Below are 13,535 nucleotides of genomic sequence, written 5' to 3'. Positions count from 1 at the left end.
CTCGACGACACGCCGCTCACCTTTCGGGGTGGGCGGCGTGTTGCGTTGTCGAGCCCTCACGAAACGAAAGCGGGCGCGGTCGACGTGGGGCTCACTGGGATTTCCGGTCGACGAAAGGGACCAAAGACCCGTGTGCACGGGGTGCCGCAAATGCCACACTGAATCAGCCGTCGGGGCACCTCAGAGAATGGAAGTTCGCCATGGATTCTTTCTGGGATTTTCTTTGGCTTCTCATCGTCGGGTTCGCCTTCGTGGCCTACCTCATGGTGATGTTCTCGATCATCGGAGATCTTTTTCGGGACCACAAGACATCCGGGTTCGTCAAAGCCCTGTGGGTGCTCTTCCTCATCGTTGCGCCGTTCCTCACCGCGCTGGTCTACCTCATCGTGAACGGCAGCAACATCGCCAAGCGTCAGGTTGCCGCCCTGCAGCACGCACAGGACCAGCAGGAGGAGTACATCAAGCACGTCGCCGGTCGATCTGCGTCCGAAGAGATCGCACACGCAAAGGCGTTGCTGGACAACGGAACCATCGATCAGGACGAGTTCACGACGCTGAAGGCCAAAGCGCTGTCCTGAACGTCGCTTCCGCTCCGAACGCATCGAGCACAGCGGCGATCGCGGGTAGTCGCCGCGCATCCGTCCTCGTCGCGAGTTCGTAGATTCGCCCGGCTCGAACGCCGGCGAGCTCTCGACGTACCAGGCCCGGATGCACAACAGCGTAGCGCGGCATCAACGCCACTCCGTGCCCGGCCGCGACGAGTGTTTCGGTCACTCGAAAGTCGTTGATGCGTTGGACAACTCGCGGCTGAACTCCGGTCACCGAGGCCACGGAAAGCAACACGTCGTCGACCGGAAAACCGCCGCGAACGCTGATCCACCGCTCGTCGATCAAGTCTCGCAGATCGATCGAGCCTTGCTGCGCCAGTGCGTGATCGAGAGGCAACACCAGATCGATGGGCTCGCGCATCAGGGTCGTCACCTCGATCCGTGGACCCGCCGTCGACGGAGCTCGGTCGTCTCGGTGGGTGAGCACCACGTCGTAATCGGCGAGTAGCTCGGGCACCGAGGATGCGGGCAGGTCCTCGTCGCGCGCATCGATGTCGACGTCCGAGTCCGCCAACCGCGTCAGGACCCCGGGCAGCAGCAGTGCCGCGCCCGACGGGAACAGCGCAACTCGGACGCGTCCCCGCGGAGACGCTCGATACCGATCCATTTCTGCTGTGGCGCGGGCAAGGGCAGCGAGGACCTCGTCGGTTCTGAGTACCAGTGCCCGCCCGGCGTCGGTGAGGCGCAGCCGACGCCCGTCCGGTTCGAGCAATGTCACGCCGACCTCGCGCGCCAGCAACTTGAGCTGTTGAGACACCGCCGACGGAGTCATCGACATCGCCTCGGCGACCGATGCAACGGTTCCGCGGTCGGCAAGCTCAGCGAGGATCCGGAGCCGCTCCACATTCATACAGAAAATCTTAACTGTTGGTGCGGATATATTCGATTGTGCTGATTGTTTGCACCCGTCACGATAAATGGCATGACCACACGCGACCGCCTCCTCGGACTGACTGTCGCCGTTCTGTGGGGACTGAACTTCCTCGCCATCCGCGTCGGGCTCGACCACTTTCCGCCCTTCTTCTTCGCGGCACTGCGCTTTCTGGTCATCGCAGTTCCTGTTGTGATGTTCGTTCCGCGACCGAAGGTGCCCCTCAAGTGGTTGCTGCTCTACGGCTTCGGCTTCGGCTTCCTGCAGTTCGCCTTCCTGTTCGCGGCGATGGCGGCAGGCATGCCCACCGGATTGGCGTCGCTCGTCCTGCAGTCGTCCGCTCCGTTCACCGTCATTCTCGGCGCGCTGCTGTTACGCGAACACGTGAGCCGCAGGCAGGCAATCGGCATCGGTGTGGCCGTCCTCGGCATGGTCCTCATCGGGTGGGATCGCGCCCAGAACGCCACCCTGCTTCCTGTCGTCCTCACCCTGCTCGCCGGTCTGGGCTGGGCATTCGGCAATCTCGGAAACCGACTCGCCAAATCCGACTCCCCGATGACACTGATGCTCTGGATGACCGTCGTACCGCCGGTGCCGATGTTGGCGCTGTCGGCGGTCGTCGAGGGCCCGAGCACGGGCTGGCACGCGCTCGCCGACTCGTTCGGTTCGCAGGGCTGGCCAGGGCTGGTCGCGTTGGCGTACATCGTGATTCCCGCCACGATCATGGGAAGCGGCCTGTGGAGCATCCTGATGAGCCGCAACCCGGCCGGTCTCGTCGCACCGTTCTCGCTGCTGGTTCCCGTCGTCGGTATCGCGGGTGCCTGGGCGTTCCTCGACGAAACCCCGTCGCTGTTGGCCCTGCTCGGCGGAGCGATCGTCATCGGCGGCTGCCTGGGCGGAATGGCTGCCAGGAAGCCGACCCCAGTTCTGGAGAAAGTACCGGTATGAGGGCGGGAGTGGAGCCTGCGGGATGACCGTGGGTTAGCGAGCCGCCGATATGAAACGCCACCCTGTTCTGTGCCAGACTCGGCGGATGGCTGAACTGGGTGAGCGCAGACGTATCGGCGCCCGTGGCCGCGTGGCATTACGCGCGGCGGAGCTGGCGACGTGGGCGTCCCGCAAGGCGGGCCGAGGCAAAGGCTCGATGATCGGTGGTCTGGTCGCGCTCAAGATCGATCCGACCATTCTGGGCGGCCTGGGCCGTGGGCGGCGCACCGTCATCGTCACCGGCACCAACGGCAAGTCCACCACGACGCGGATGACGGCCGCAGCGCTGGCCACTCTCGGCGACGTCGCCACCCAGGCCGACGGAGCCAACATGGATGCCGGCATCGTCGCGGCATTGCACGCTCATTTCGACGCGGAGCTGGCGGCCCTGGAGGTCGACGAACTCCACGTCCCCCACGTATCCGACGCCGTCGATCCCGCGGCGATCGTTCTGCTGAATCTCAGCCGCGACCAGCTCGACCGTGTCGGCGAGATCAACATGATCGAGCGAGCCCTGCGCGCCGGGTTGGCCCGTCATCCCGACACCGTCGTCATTGCCAACTGCGACGACGTCCTCGTCACCTCGGCGGCATTCGATGCGCCGAACGTCGTGTGGGTCGCCGCGGGCGGCGGCTGGGCCGGCGACTCCGTCAGCTGCCCGCGTACCGGCGAACCCATCGTCTGGGACGGCGAGCACTGGTACAGCACCGGAAGCGATTTCAAGCGTCCGACGCCGGATTGGTGGCTCGACGACGAGAATCTCTACGGCCCCGATGGGCTCGTTCTACCGATGACATTGGCGCTGCCGGGGAAGGCCAACCGCGGCAACGCAGCTCAGGCCGTGGCTGCAGCCGTCACTCTCGGCGCAACGCCTGCCGACGCCGTCGCTGCCGCATCGGGAGTCGACGAGGTGGCCGGGCGTTACTCCACCGTCCAGTACGGATCGCATTCCGTCCGAATGCTTCTGGCCAAGAATCCTGCCGGTTGGCAGGAAGCACTGTCGATGATCGATCCCACGTGCGACGGTCTCGTCATCGCCGTCAACGGGCAGATTCCCGACGGTGAAGACCTGTCGTGGCTGTGGGACGTGCGTTTCGAGCACTTCGAGGACGTCGCTGTCGTCGCGGCCGGTGAACGCGCGACCGACCTGGGCGTCCGCCTGCTGTATGCCGGTTCGCAGCACACCACCATCGCAGATCCGTTGCAGGCCATCGCATCCTGCCCGCCGGGACGCGTCGAAGTGCTGGCCAACTACACCGCGTTCCGCGATCTCGGTCGCGCACTGGCACGGGAGACCAAGGATGTCTGAGTCCACCGTTCGGATCGGCCTCGTTCTGCCCGACGTCATGGGCACGTACGGCGACAACGGCAATGCCCTCGTTCTCCGCCAGCGACTGCGGATGCGCGACATCGACGCCGAGGTCGTGCACATCACGCTCAACGATCCGGTCCCGGATTCGTTGGACGTGTACACCCTTGGTGGAGCGGAGGATTCGGCTCAGCGCCTCGCGACGCGTCACCTCACCCGATACCCGGGCCTGCAGAACGCAGCTGCTCGCGGTGTGCCGGTACTCGCCATCTGCGCCGCGATCCAGGTGCTCGGGCACTGGTACGAGACCTCCGCAGGCGAACGCGTAGACGGCATCTCTCTCTTCGACGTGACCACCGCGCCCCAGGCCACCCGATCCATCGGTGAAGTCGTCACCGAACCCACGCTCGACGGTCTCACCCAGAAGCTCAGCGGATTCGAGAACCACCGCGGCGGAACGACACTCGGGACTGATGCCGCACCGCTCGCCAAGGTCACGCACGGGGTGGGTAACGGTGTCGGAGACGGACGCGAAGGCGTCGTGCAGGGTTCGGTGCTGGGCACGTACATGCATGGGCCGGTACTCGCCCGAAACCCGGAGTTGGCGGACTACCTACTCGAATGGGCGCTGGGCACTACTCTCGCTCCCCTCGACCTCCCCGAGGTCACGCAACTCCGCAGGGAGCGGCTCCGCCGCACGTGAGTGAAACTTCGTAGCCCACTACGATTTTCCACTCACGACGTGCACCGTTCACAGGGGTACGACGAGTCGTTCCATCCCTCTCTGACCAGCACCTCGCGGACTTCGCGGTACACACCGCACGGGTCTTCGGTCACTTCGTGCCAGCCGTACATCAGCCGCGGCAGGTTTCGTAATTCCGCGGCATTGTCGCGTCGTCGATCGCGAAAACGCCGCTGCTTGGCGGAGTGGAAAGCCTGGCCGTCCAGCCTGACGATGAGGTCGCATATTTCGTAACGAATGTCCTCGAAGAGTTGACGGCCGTCGACGAAGACCGGTGCCTGTCGCTTCCCGGCCGGAAGTCCGTGCGCCTGTTCGACATCGAGCACGTAGCGGTGCTCCAGCGCAGAATGGACCCCGTCGCGCATGAGAGCCAATGTATGCAGAATCGCCTTCAGGTAGCGCATCGGCCGTCGGACCTCGATCTTGCGCGTCATTGCCGCGACGTTCACGCCGCCCGATGACATCGCTGAAACCAGCGTGATCACCGCCTGCCTCGACGACGGTTCCGCGACTGTCAGATCCAGCACCGTGTCGGCAGCGCTCGTTCGCGCCGGATTCGTCTCGACGCCGATGTGGCTCATGGCTCGGGAACGGTGCACGATCACGCCGGGATGAATTTGTTCATTGCTCTCCGACGTGAAGTTCTGCTTGGCGTGTCGCATTGTCGGCGGCCTGCTGATTGCCGAGCACCCGTAGGGAACGGTGAGATGAACCGGCCCAGAACTGACCCGACGCCACCCCCACTCCTCAGCGGCGGTGGTGCGGCTGAGCAACGCTCCCCGGCCCGCGAACAACAATGCCGCCGACAGCTGCATCTCACGAGTCAGCGGTCCGTTGGTCACCGATATGACTCCGCGAAACACCCGGAGCCACTGCCCGGTTTCCACACAGTGGTCGATGGAGTCCTTGTTGACCCCGTTCTCGTGCATTTGTTTCGTGGTGATGATTCCGTGCTGATCGTCCAGTAGTCGCTGCCAGGCACCCGCCGGTCTCGTCCTCATGTACCTCAGGATGGCCGGTTTACGGTGACCGCGTCAGAATCTATCCACAGGCTGTGGATAGAAAGGGTCGTGAGTGGAAACTCGACCCCTGCTACGAACTTCCACGCACGTGCGGCGAAGCCGCTTTCACATACGACGCCTACCGGTCAGAGCTCGGCCGAGTGTCAGTTCGTCGGCGAATTCGAGGTCTCCGCCCATCGGCAGGCCGGAGGCGAGACGGGTGATGGCGAGACCGGGGAAATCGCGCATCATCCGAACCAAATACGTAGCCGTTGCTTCGCCCTCGGTGTTGGGGTCCGTGGCAATGATGACCTCGGTGACGTCGACGCCGTCGTCCTGAGTTCCCACGCGGGTCAACAACTCTCGGATGCGCAGCTGGTCGGGGCCCACTCCGTTGAGTGGGTCGAGCGCTCCGCCGAGTACGTGGTATCGGCCTTTGAATTCGCGCGTACGTTCCACGGCCTGAACGTCTTTGGGCTCTTCGACGACGCAGATCATGGACCTGTCACGTCGGGAGTCGGCGCAGATTCGGCACAGTTCCTTGTCCGATACGGTCCCGCAGACGATGCAGAATTGCACGCCGTCGCGGATGCGCTGCAACGCGCGCATGAGGCGATCGACCTCGGGCGGCTCGACGGCCAAGAGGTGAAACGCTATGCGCTGAGCGCTCTTCGGACCGACTCCGGGGAACTTTCCCAGCTCGTCGATCAGATCCTGTACGGGACCTTCGTACACTCGTCTCGCCTAGAAGCCGGGTAGTCCGAGGGAGCCGCCGCCGAGACCGCCTGCGAGGGGGCCGAGCTTCTCGCTCGCTACGTTCTGCGCTGCCTTCGACGCGTCGGCGATGGCACCGATCACCAGGTCCTGCAGTGTCTCGACGTCGTCGGGATCGACGATCTTGGGGTCGATGGTCAGTCCGACCACTTCGCCCGTTCCCTTGACGGTCGCCACGACGAGTCCGCCGCCGGCCTGGCCGGTGACCTCGGTTTCGGCGATCTCCGCCTGTGCCGCCATCAGTTGCTGCTGCATCTGCTGAGCCTGCTGCAGAATCGAGGCCATGTCGGGCTGTTCACCGGGTTGCACTGTGCCGTCCTCTCGCGTGGGTCGAAGCAACCTCCAGCGTAGTCGCACGGTGTCGGAAGACGTTCGACCGCACGATCGGGTTCGACACTCGGCTGACGTTCCGTCAGTTCTGAGCCCACGTAGCCTGAGGGCATGAACGCGCCGGCGAGCTCGACCCCTCGCAAGCGTCGAGTGACTCCCGAAACCATGGCCGAGGCGGGCATCGCGCTGACGCTGCCCAAGGTGACGGTGAAGTCGGTCGCCGACGCGCTGGGCGTGTCGATAGTCGCGATCTACAACAACATCGACGGCCCGACCGCGCTCAAGGCCCTGGTCGCCGAGGAGATCCTGCGACGGTGGTCGCCGCCGCTCCCCGGAGACGACGAGTCGATGCACGACGCGTTGCTGGGACTCTCGTCCGCGTTGCGGGTGCTCGTACTCGAGAACCCGGGCATCGCCGAGTATCTGATCGGACTGACTCCCAGTTCCGTCGACGCGCTGCGCATGGCCGACACCGTGCAGACCCGATATCGAGTGCGCTACGAACTGACTTCCAAGCAGGCGACGTGGGCCGTCATCACCGTCAGCGAACATGCACTGGCGTTGGCGCAGATGGTGTACAACGCCGATCGCCGCGACCGTGAGTACGACGACGCGATCGCGGCGCGCACCGACCTCGACACCCTGCCGGGGGCCTACGACACGATCGACCGTGGACCCGACGGGATGTTTCTGTGGTCGATGCGCACCGTGGTGGTCGGCACGTTGGCGTTGATCGAAGAGCCGGATTTCGAGCGGGTCTAGATCAACTCGCGGCGCAGGTTGTCGAGGGTCGCGGCCTGGATCTTCTTCAATCCGAGGGGCGCGAACGTCTTCTCGAAGAATCCGCCGATTCCTCCGGCACCCGCCCACTCGGTCGTCGTGGTGACGACGGACCCGTTGCCTTCGGGGGCGACGGTCCAGGTGGTGACCATCGAGGAGTTGGCGTCGCGTTCGGTGATGGTCGAGCCGGAGACCGTGACGGAGGCGCTCACGTTGCGCACTCGCTTCTCGGTGGCCTGCAGGGTCCATTCGGCCACGGTGCCGCCGCCTTGTCCGCCCTGCACCACCCGGTAGTCGCGATACTGCTCGGGAAGGATGCGGGGCCGCACGGTTTCGTAGTCGGCGAGCGCGGCGAGCACCTGATCGGGTGTGGTGGCGATGGTGGCGGAACTGGATGCGCTGACCTGAGCCACGAGAACGTTCTCCTTCGAGTCGATTGGGGTTGCGTTCTCCATCCTGCCTCGCGTCGCTCCCGATGTCGGCACTGCCGCCGAGGGTGTGTGAGGTGGTTCACACAGGATCAGTTGTCATCGAAAAACACATGCATGATGCAACCATTTGTCCGAATAGTTCTGTTTCAGCCGGCCGATTCGACAACAGTTGCATGAAGTTTCACCGGACCGTCGGCAGCTTCGGTGGATACCGAGCAGTACGAGATATAGCGTCTACTCGTGGCTTCAGTGAATGCTCTTCTCGGACGACGGCCAGAACCGAGGGAGAGCGGTTACGCAGCGCATCGGTCGGGTGTCGAGAGGTTGCTTCGCAGCTATCGCGCAATACCGACCGACGCGACGGTGCGTCTGGCTAAGAAGACGTCCAACCTGTTTCGGGCCAGGACGACCTCGAAGACGCCGGGACTCGACGTCTCGGGATTGAGCAAGGTCGTCACCGTCGATGCCGCGGCTCGCACCGCCGACGTGGCGGGGATGTGCACGTACGAGGATCTGGTCGACGCGACGCTGCCCTACGGCCTCGCCCCTCTCGTCGTTCCGCAGCTCAAGACGATCACCCTCGGCGGCGCGGTCACCGGACTCGGCATCGAGTCGACGTCGTTCCGCAGCGGGCTTCCGCACGAGTCGGTACTCGAGATCGACGTCCTCACCGGTAGCGGTGAGATCCTCACGGCAACACCCGAGGGCGAGCACGCGGACCTGTACTGGGGCTTTCCCAACTCGTACGGCACTCTCGGCTACTCGACGCGGCTGAAGATCGAACTCGAGCCGGTACTTCCGTTCGTTGCCCTGCGCCACTTGCGATTCCACGATCTGGACACGCTTCAAACGACGATGGACACCATCGTCGCTCGGCGTGAGTACGACGGCATCGACGTTCAGTACCTGGACGGCGTCGTCTTCAGCGCCGACGAAAGCTACCTCACTCTCGGGGTTCAGACCGACGAGCCCGGACCCGTCAGCGACTACACCGGTGCCGACATCTTCTACCGTTCGATCCAGCATTCGTCGGACACTCCGAAGACCGATCGGCTCACCATCCACGATTACCTGTGGCGCTGGGACACCGACTGGTTCTGGTGCTCGCGTGCGTTCGGAACCCAGAACCCCCGGATCCGACGCTTCTGGCCGCGCAAGTACCGGCGCAGCAGCTTCTACTGGAAGTTGATCGGCCTCGATCGCAAGTACGACATCGCCGATCGACTCGAGAAGCGCAAGGGAAATCCGCCGCGCGAACGCGTCGTACAGGACGTCGAGGTTCCCATCGAACACACCGCCGGATTCGTACGCTGGTTTCTCGACGAGATTCCGATCGAGCCGTTGTGGTTGTGCCCCTTGCGTCTTCGCGAACCGGCCGCCCCCGGAGCCGATCCGTCCCGGCCGTGGCCGCTGTACCCGCTCGAGCCCAAGCGCACCTACGTCAACATCGGCTTCTGGTCGTCGGTGCCGATCGTGCCCGGTCGACCCGAGGGTGCCGCGAACCGCGCCATCGAGAAGAAGGTCACCGAGTTCGAGGGGCATAAATCGCTGTACTCGGACGCTTACTACACCGAGGATGAATTCGCCGTTCTCTACGGCGGCGAGAAATACAGAGAACTGAAGAAGAAATACGATCCCGAATCCCGATTGCTGGATTTGTACTCGAAGGCGGTGCAGCGCAAATGACGACGTTCAAGGACTCCGGCAATCGCACGGTGAACGGGCCACAGAAACTCAAGATCTCCGAGATCCTCGAGCTGATCTCCGACGGCAACATTCCCCTGCGTTTCACCGCGTACGACGGCAGCGTGGCCGGCCCCGAGGATGCCAAGATCGGCCTCAACCTCAAGAGCCCACGCGGAACCACCTATCTCGCAACAGCTCCCGGCGATCTCGGCATGGCCCGCGCCTATGTCTCCGGCGACCTGGAGGCCACCGGTGTTCATCCCGGTGATCCCTACGAACTTCTCGCGCTGATGGGCGACGAGCTCCATTTTCGCCGCCCGTCGGCCATGACCTTGACCTCGATCGCTCGGTCGCTCGGCTGGGACGTGCTGCGTCCCATCGCTCCTCCGCCCCAGGAGGCGATTCCGCGGTGGCGTCGCATCGCCGAAGGTCTGCGGCATTCCAAGACACGCGATGCCGAAGCGATCCACCACCACTACGACGTGTCCAACAGGTTCTACGAGATGGTCCTCGGTCCCTCGATGACGTACACCTGTGCGGCATTCGAGAACGTCGAGCAGTCTCTGGAGGCCGCGCAGGAGAACAAGTATCGGTTGGTGTTCGACAAACTGGGTCTGCAGCCCGGTGATCGGCTGCTCGACATCGGATGCGGCTGGGGTTCGATGGTGCGCTACGCAGCGCGACGCGGAGTTCAGGTCATCGGTGTGACTCTCTCGCAGGAGCAGGCCTCGTGGGCGCAGAAGGCCATCGAAGACGAGGGTCTGTCGGACCTCGCCGAGGTTCGCTTCTCCGATTACCGCGACGTGCCCGAGACCAATTTCGACGCGATCTCGTCGATCGGGCTGACCGAGCACATCGGTGTCGGCAACTATCCGGCGTACTTCACGTTCATCCAGTCCAAGCTGCGTGACGGTGGTCGACTGCTCAACCACTCGATCACCCGGCCCGACAACCGCGCGCACGCCAAGGCAGGCAGCTTCATCGACCGGTACGTCTTTCCCGATGGGGAGCTGACCGGATCGGGTCGCATCATCACCGAGATCCAGGACGTCGGCCTCGAGGTCCGGCACGAGGAGAACCTGCGCGAGCACTACGCGCTGACCCTCGCCGGGTGGTGCCAGAACCTGGTCGACAACTGGGATGCGTGCGTCGCCGAGGCCGGCGAGGGAACAGCCCGTGTCTGGGGCCTGTACATGGCCGGGTCCCGTCTGGGATTCGAGCGCAATGTCGTTCAGCTGCACCAGGTTCTGGCGGTCAAGCTGGGACCGAAAGGTCAGGCCGACGTACCTCTGCGTCCGTGGTGGAACGGCTGAGCCTTGTGAGTGGAACTTCGTAGCAGGGGTCGAAGTTCCACTCACATGGGAGCTAGCGACCGGTCGCCCGCAGGATGACTCGGGCGGTTTCGGTCGGCTGGTCCCAGTGCGGGAAGTGTCCGCATTTGTCGAACCAGTGCAGGGTGGCGTCGGGGAAACGCTGCATCGCCACCTCTGCCTGGCTGGGCGTCGTCACCTTGTCCTGACGGCCCCAGCCGATGAGCAGCGACCCCTGCAGGGAACCTTTCGGGGCACCCTGCTGCTTCGGCCCGTGGATCAGCGCCTTGCGAGCGGCATCGAGCGAGGGTGAAGTCTTGGCAGAGAAGCCCTTCAGCTCCCGTTCGACCAGTCCGCTCGGCAATTTCCACGGCGCGGCCGAGAACTGCGCCAGTGCAGCGGTTCTGGTGATCGGGTTCCCGGCCAGGAAAGGCACCAGCGGCTGCGCCCGCTTCATCAACGCCAGCGATGCCGTGATGGTCGCCCCGAACACCTTGACCTGACGGTCGTTCCAGAAGCCGCCCGGGTCGAGGGCGACCATCGACCCCCGGTGACCCCGTCGGGCCAGCTCGACGACCATCCGCGCGCCCATCGAGCTGCCGACGAGATCGGCGTCGGACAATCCCTCGCTGTCGAGGTACGCGCGCAGGGCATCGGTCAACGACGCGATGGACACGTCGGCCAGCGGCGGTGTCCGTCCGAACCCGGGGAGATCGAGGGCGATGACCTCGCGGTGCTCCGCGAGTGCCGGGACGATCGGATCCCAGTTGCGGTACGAGGACCCGAGCCCGTGGACGAGGACCAGCGGCGACCCGCTGCCAGTTCTGACGTTGTACATACCCGCGTCGTACCCGGAGACCGGAAACCTACACTTTCGGGCTGTAGTGCGACGGGTGCGAGCGACGCTGCGCCGGCGGCAGATTGCGGGCGGGCGTGTGCACCAGGGGAGCCGATGCCGGCCTGCGGCCCGCCACGCGATCCCAGCCGGCCCGGGCGCGCGGATGGAGTCGGCGACGACGCGGCACCAGCCCGAACGCCAGGTTCACCGCCCTGCCGAACACCGCGAACCGTCGTGCCTCCCGCTCCGACCAGGTGTATCCCAGTAGCTCCCGGACGGGCGGGTCGTAGAGCCCGACGGTGATCCAGACGAACAACGATGCCACCGGTCTGCGCAGCACGGCCCACACTCGTTCCGGCAGCCAGGAGGCATACGGCGGCCGTCCGAGCGCGGACAGATCCAGCACTCCACGTGCAGCCATGTTGTCTTCCAGCACGTGTGTGCACATGTGCTCCCAGTACTTCTGGAATTCGGCCCAGGTCTCGGGCACCGATCGCATGCTCATGCCGTAGAGCCGGTACCACTGCACGTGCTCGTCGAACAGTTGCAGTTTCTGCGTTTCGGTCAGTCCGCCCATGAATCGGTCGGCGGTGAGCACCGTGCCCATGAAGAACGTCGCGTGTGCCCAGTAGAAGGTGTCGGGATCGAGGGCGTGATACGTGCGCCCTTTCGAGTCGATTCCCTTGATGTCGTTGTGGTAGCTGCGAACCTGGTGGGCGGTCTCCTCGGCGCGGTCGCCGTCGAACACCACTCCCCCGATCGGATACAGGGAGCGGTAGAGCCGCTGCCAGCGCTCGTCGAAGAACGTCGAATGCTGTTCGACGCCCGCTCCGAGGCCCGGGTGCATGTTCTGCATCGACCCCGCCCACACGCCCTGCAACATCCCCCGCCAGTCACCGAAGTACTTCCAGGTGAGCGAGTCGGGACCGAGTGGGACGGGTCGATCGAACTGACTACGCATGTTGTCAAAGTGGCCTCGACAACATGCGTGGTCAACAGTTGGAAGAGCGCAGATCCAAGCGATACGACGCGTTGCTCGATGCGGGGATCGAACTCCTCGGCGCGCAGGAGGGGCCTGCGGTCAACGTGCGCGCCGTGTGCCGCGCAGCCGGACTCACCGAGCGCTACTTCTACGAGAGCTTCACCGATCGCGACACGTTCGTTCGCGCGGTCTACGCCTGGGTAGGGGCCCGAGCGCAGGAGGCCCTGGAGAACGCCGTCGCCGGAGCATCACCGAAGGACGCCGTGGCCGCGCCTGTCCGGGCGTTCGTCGAAATCGTCGTCGACGAGCCTCGGATGGGACGAGTGCTGCTGATCGCTCCGTTGGCCGAACCTGCGCTGAGCCGACGCGGATTCGACCTGCTGCCCGGGTTCGTCGAACTGGTTCGTGCCCGGCTACCCGAGTCCGCCGACCGGCAGCTCGTCGCCGTCGGAACCGTCGGCGCGTTGACGGCTCTGTTCATCGGTTTTCTGGACGGCACCCTCGACGCCACTCGCGACGCTCTCGTCGCGCACTGTATTCGCATCCTCGAGCAGGCCGCCGTGCAAGGATGACGGCACCTACAGCCGAAGGAGCTCGTTCATGTCCGATCTCGACCAGTCGTTCGCCGATGCGCAGGTTGACGTCAAGAAGCTCACGTCCAAGCCGAGCAACGACGATCTGCTGCGCCTGTACTCGCTCTTCAAGCAAGGTTCGATCGGAGACGTGACGGGTAAGCGTCCCGGACGGCTGGACATGGTGAATCGGGCGAAGTTCGATGCCTGGGCGAAGCTCGAAGGTACGAGCCAGGATTCAGCGAAACAGCAGTACGTGGATTTGGTGACCGCGCTCCTCGCCGGCTGAGCCTTCGGGCTATTGTCGGTTTTCG

Annotated in this window: 16 protein-coding genes; 9 read left to right on the top strand and 7 right to left on the bottom strand. The window is 64.5% G+C overall.

Annotated features, from left to right (window positions below; translation table 11 throughout):
- The first annotated feature begins 200 nt into the window (after nt 1-200).
- On the top strand, nt 201-578 hold the full coding sequence (locus ASH04_RS01190) for an SHOCT domain-containing protein (RefSeq protein WP_057472559.1): 378 nt from the start codon (nt 201-203) through the stop codon (nt 576-578).
- On the opposite strand, the gene ASH04_RS01185 is transcribed toward ASH04_RS01190, so the two are convergent.
- Complete coding sequence (locus ASH04_RS01185; RefSeq protein WP_057472558.1) at nt 547-1,458, bottom strand: LysR family transcriptional regulator; 912 nt, start codon at nt 1,456-1,458, stop codon at nt 547-549. The two genes, ASH04_RS01190 and ASH04_RS01185, sit on opposite strands and share 32 nt — an antisense overlap.
- Before the next feature lie 72 nt (nt 1,459-1,530).
- Here ASH04_RS01185 and ASH04_RS01180 point away from each other — a divergent pair, with 72 nt between their 5' ends.
- The 3 genes from ASH04_RS01180 to ASH04_RS01170 all read left to right on the top strand — a co-directional run bounded on the left by ASH04_RS01180 (nt 1,531) and on the right by ASH04_RS01170 (nt 4,478).
- A complete protein-coding gene (locus ASH04_RS01180; RefSeq protein ID WP_032392791.1) occupies nt 1,531-2,427 on the top strand; it encodes an EamA family transporter in 897 nt (298 codons plus the stop codon).
- An 85-nt stretch (nt 2,428-2,512) separates the two neighbouring features.
- Entirely contained in the window at nt 2,513-3,775 is a 1,263-nt protein-coding gene (locus ASH04_RS01175) for a Mur ligase family protein (RefSeq protein WP_032400335.1), read from the top strand.
- Nucleotides 3,768-4,478, top strand: a complete 711-nt coding sequence (locus ASH04_RS01170; protein WP_057472557.1) for a type 1 glutamine amidotransferase — start codon at nt 3,768-3,770, stop codon at nt 4,476-4,478. The genes ASH04_RS01175 and ASH04_RS01170 overlap by 8 nt, the downstream gene beginning before the upstream one ends.
- Before the next feature lie 32 nt (nt 4,479-4,510).
- Here ASH04_RS01170 and ASH04_RS01165 read toward each other — a convergent pair whose 3' ends face one another.
- The 3 genes from ASH04_RS01165 to ASH04_RS01155 all read right to left on the bottom strand — a co-directional run bounded on the left by ASH04_RS01165 (nt 4,511) and on the right by ASH04_RS01155 (nt 6,601).
- The gene (locus tag ASH04_RS01165; RefSeq protein ID WP_057472556.1) at nt 4,511-5,518 is read right to left on the bottom strand and encodes a type IV toxin-antitoxin system AbiEi family antitoxin domain-containing protein; all 1,008 of its coding nucleotides are present in this window, start codon (nt 5,516-5,518) and stop codon (nt 4,511-4,513) included.
- 126 nt (nt 5,519-5,644) lie between these two features.
- Nucleotides 5,645-6,253, bottom strand: coding sequence for a recombination mediator RecR (gene recR / locus ASH04_RS01160; RefSeq protein WP_027494532.1), 609 nt, complete (start codon nt 6,251-6,253; stop codon nt 5,645-5,647).
- A gap of 9 nt (nt 6,254-6,262) precedes the next feature.
- Complete coding sequence (locus ASH04_RS01155; RefSeq protein ID WP_027494533.1) at nt 6,263-6,601, bottom strand: YbaB/EbfC family nucleoid-associated protein; 339 nt, start codon at nt 6,599-6,601, stop codon at nt 6,263-6,265.
- A 132-nt stretch (nt 6,602-6,733) separates the two neighbouring features.
- On the opposite strand from ASH04_RS01155, the gene ASH04_RS01150 reads away from it, so the two are divergent.
- A complete protein-coding gene (locus ASH04_RS01150; protein ID WP_139278370.1) occupies nt 6,734-7,384 on the top strand; it encodes a hypothetical protein in 651 nt (216 codons plus the stop codon).
- Here ASH04_RS01150 and ASH04_RS01145 read toward each other — a convergent pair.
- On the bottom strand, nt 7,381-7,815 hold the full coding sequence (locus ASH04_RS01145) for an SRPBCC family protein (RefSeq protein WP_027494535.1): 435 nt from the start codon (nt 7,813-7,815) through the stop codon (nt 7,381-7,383). The genes ASH04_RS01150 and ASH04_RS01145 overlap by 4 nt on opposite strands.
- A 258-nt stretch (nt 7,816-8,073) precedes the next feature.
- Between ASH04_RS01145 and ASH04_RS01140 the strand changes: the two genes are divergently transcribed.
- Both ASH04_RS01140 and ASH04_RS01135 read left to right on the top strand, forming a co-directional pair.
- Complete coding sequence (locus tag ASH04_RS01140; protein ID WP_057472555.1) at nt 8,074-9,519, top strand: FAD-binding oxidoreductase; 1,446 nt, start codon at nt 8,074-8,076, stop codon at nt 9,517-9,519.
- Nucleotides 9,516-10,832, top strand: a complete 1,317-nt coding sequence (locus ASH04_RS01135) for a class I SAM-dependent methyltransferase (protein WP_032369284.1) — start codon at nt 9,516-9,518, stop codon at nt 10,830-10,832. Before ASH04_RS01140 ends, ASH04_RS01135 begins: the two co-directional genes overlap by 4 nt.
- A 52-nt stretch (nt 10,833-10,884) precedes the next feature.
- Here ASH04_RS01135 and ASH04_RS01130 read toward each other — a convergent pair whose 3' ends face one another.
- Nucleotides 10,885-11,667 (bottom strand): alpha/beta fold hydrolase, encoded by a 783-nt coding sequence (locus ASH04_RS01130; protein WP_057472554.1) that lies wholly within the window; start codon nt 11,665-11,667, stop codon nt 10,885-10,887.
- Between the two features lie 28 nt (nt 11,668-11,695).
- Complete coding sequence (locus ASH04_RS01125) at nt 11,696-12,628, bottom strand: oxygenase MpaB family protein (protein WP_057472553.1); 933 nt, start codon at nt 12,626-12,628, stop codon at nt 11,696-11,698.
- A gap of 23 nt (nt 12,629-12,651) precedes the next feature.
- Between ASH04_RS01125 and ASH04_RS01120 the strand changes: the two genes are divergently transcribed.
- Nucleotides 12,652-13,221: a TetR/AcrR family transcriptional regulator gene (locus ASH04_RS01120; protein WP_057472552.1), complete on the top strand. Its 570-nt coding sequence runs from the start codon at nt 12,652-12,654 to the stop codon at nt 13,219-13,221.
- A 28-nt stretch (nt 13,222-13,249) separates the two neighbouring features.
- A complete protein-coding gene (locus ASH04_RS01115; protein ID WP_032364582.1) occupies nt 13,250-13,510 on the top strand; it encodes an acyl-CoA-binding protein in 261 nt (86 codons plus the stop codon).
- Nucleotides 13,511-13,535 lie beyond the last annotated feature (25 nt).

Source organism: Rhodococcus sp. Leaf233 (genome assembly GCF_001426165.1).
In the GTDB taxonomy this organism is placed as follows: domain Bacteria; phylum Actinomycetota; class Actinomycetes; order Mycobacteriales; family Mycobacteriaceae; genus Rhodococcoides; species Rhodococcoides fascians.
This window is presented reverse-complemented; position numbering and strand designations above follow the sequence as displayed.

Excerpts from the sequence above, each read along its gene's own strand:
- ASH04_RS01190 (WP_057472559.1), top strand. The coding sequence starts at position 201 with ATGGATTCTTTCTGGGATTTTCTTTGGCTTCTCATCGTCGGGTTCGCC.
- ASH04_RS01185 (WP_057472558.1), bottom strand. The coding sequence starts at position 1,458 with ATGAATGTGGAGCGGCTCCGGATCCTCGCTGAGCTTGCCGACCGCGGA.
- ASH04_RS01180 (WP_032392791.1), top strand. The coding sequence starts at position 1,531 with ATGACCACACGCGACCGCCTCCTCGGACTGACTGTCGCCGTTCTGTGG.
- ASH04_RS01175 (WP_032400335.1), top strand. The coding sequence starts at position 2,513 with ATGGCTGAACTGGGTGAGCGCAGACGTATCGGCGCCCGTGGCCGCGTG.
- ASH04_RS01170 (WP_057472557.1), top strand. The coding sequence starts at position 3,768 with ATGTCTGAGTCCACCGTTCGGATCGGCCTCGTTCTGCCCGACGTCATG.
- ASH04_RS01165 (WP_057472556.1), bottom strand. The coding sequence starts at position 5,518 with ATGAGGACGAGACCGGCGGGTGCCTGGCAGCGACTACTGGACGATCAG.
- ASH04_RS01150 (WP_139278370.1), top strand. The coding sequence starts at position 6,734 with ATGAACGCGCCGGCGAGCTCGACCCCTCGCAAGCGTCGAGTGACTCCC.
- ASH04_RS01135 (WP_032369284.1), top strand. The coding sequence starts at position 9,516 with ATGACGACGTTCAAGGACTCCGGCAATCGCACGGTGAACGGGCCACAG.
- ASH04_RS01130 (WP_057472554.1), bottom strand. The coding sequence starts at position 11,667 with ATGTACAACGTCAGAACTGGCAGCGGGTCGCCGCTGGTCCTCGTCCAC.
- ASH04_RS01125 (WP_057472553.1), bottom strand. The coding sequence starts at position 12,628 with ATGCGTAGTCAGTTCGATCGACCCGTCCCACTCGGTCCCGACTCGCTC.
- ASH04_RS01120 (WP_057472552.1), top strand. The coding sequence starts at position 12,652 with ATGCGTGGTCAACAGTTGGAAGAGCGCAGATCCAAGCGATACGACGCG.
- ASH04_RS01115 (WP_032364582.1), top strand. The coding sequence starts at position 13,250 with ATGTCCGATCTCGACCAGTCGTTCGCCGATGCGCAGGTTGACGTCAAG.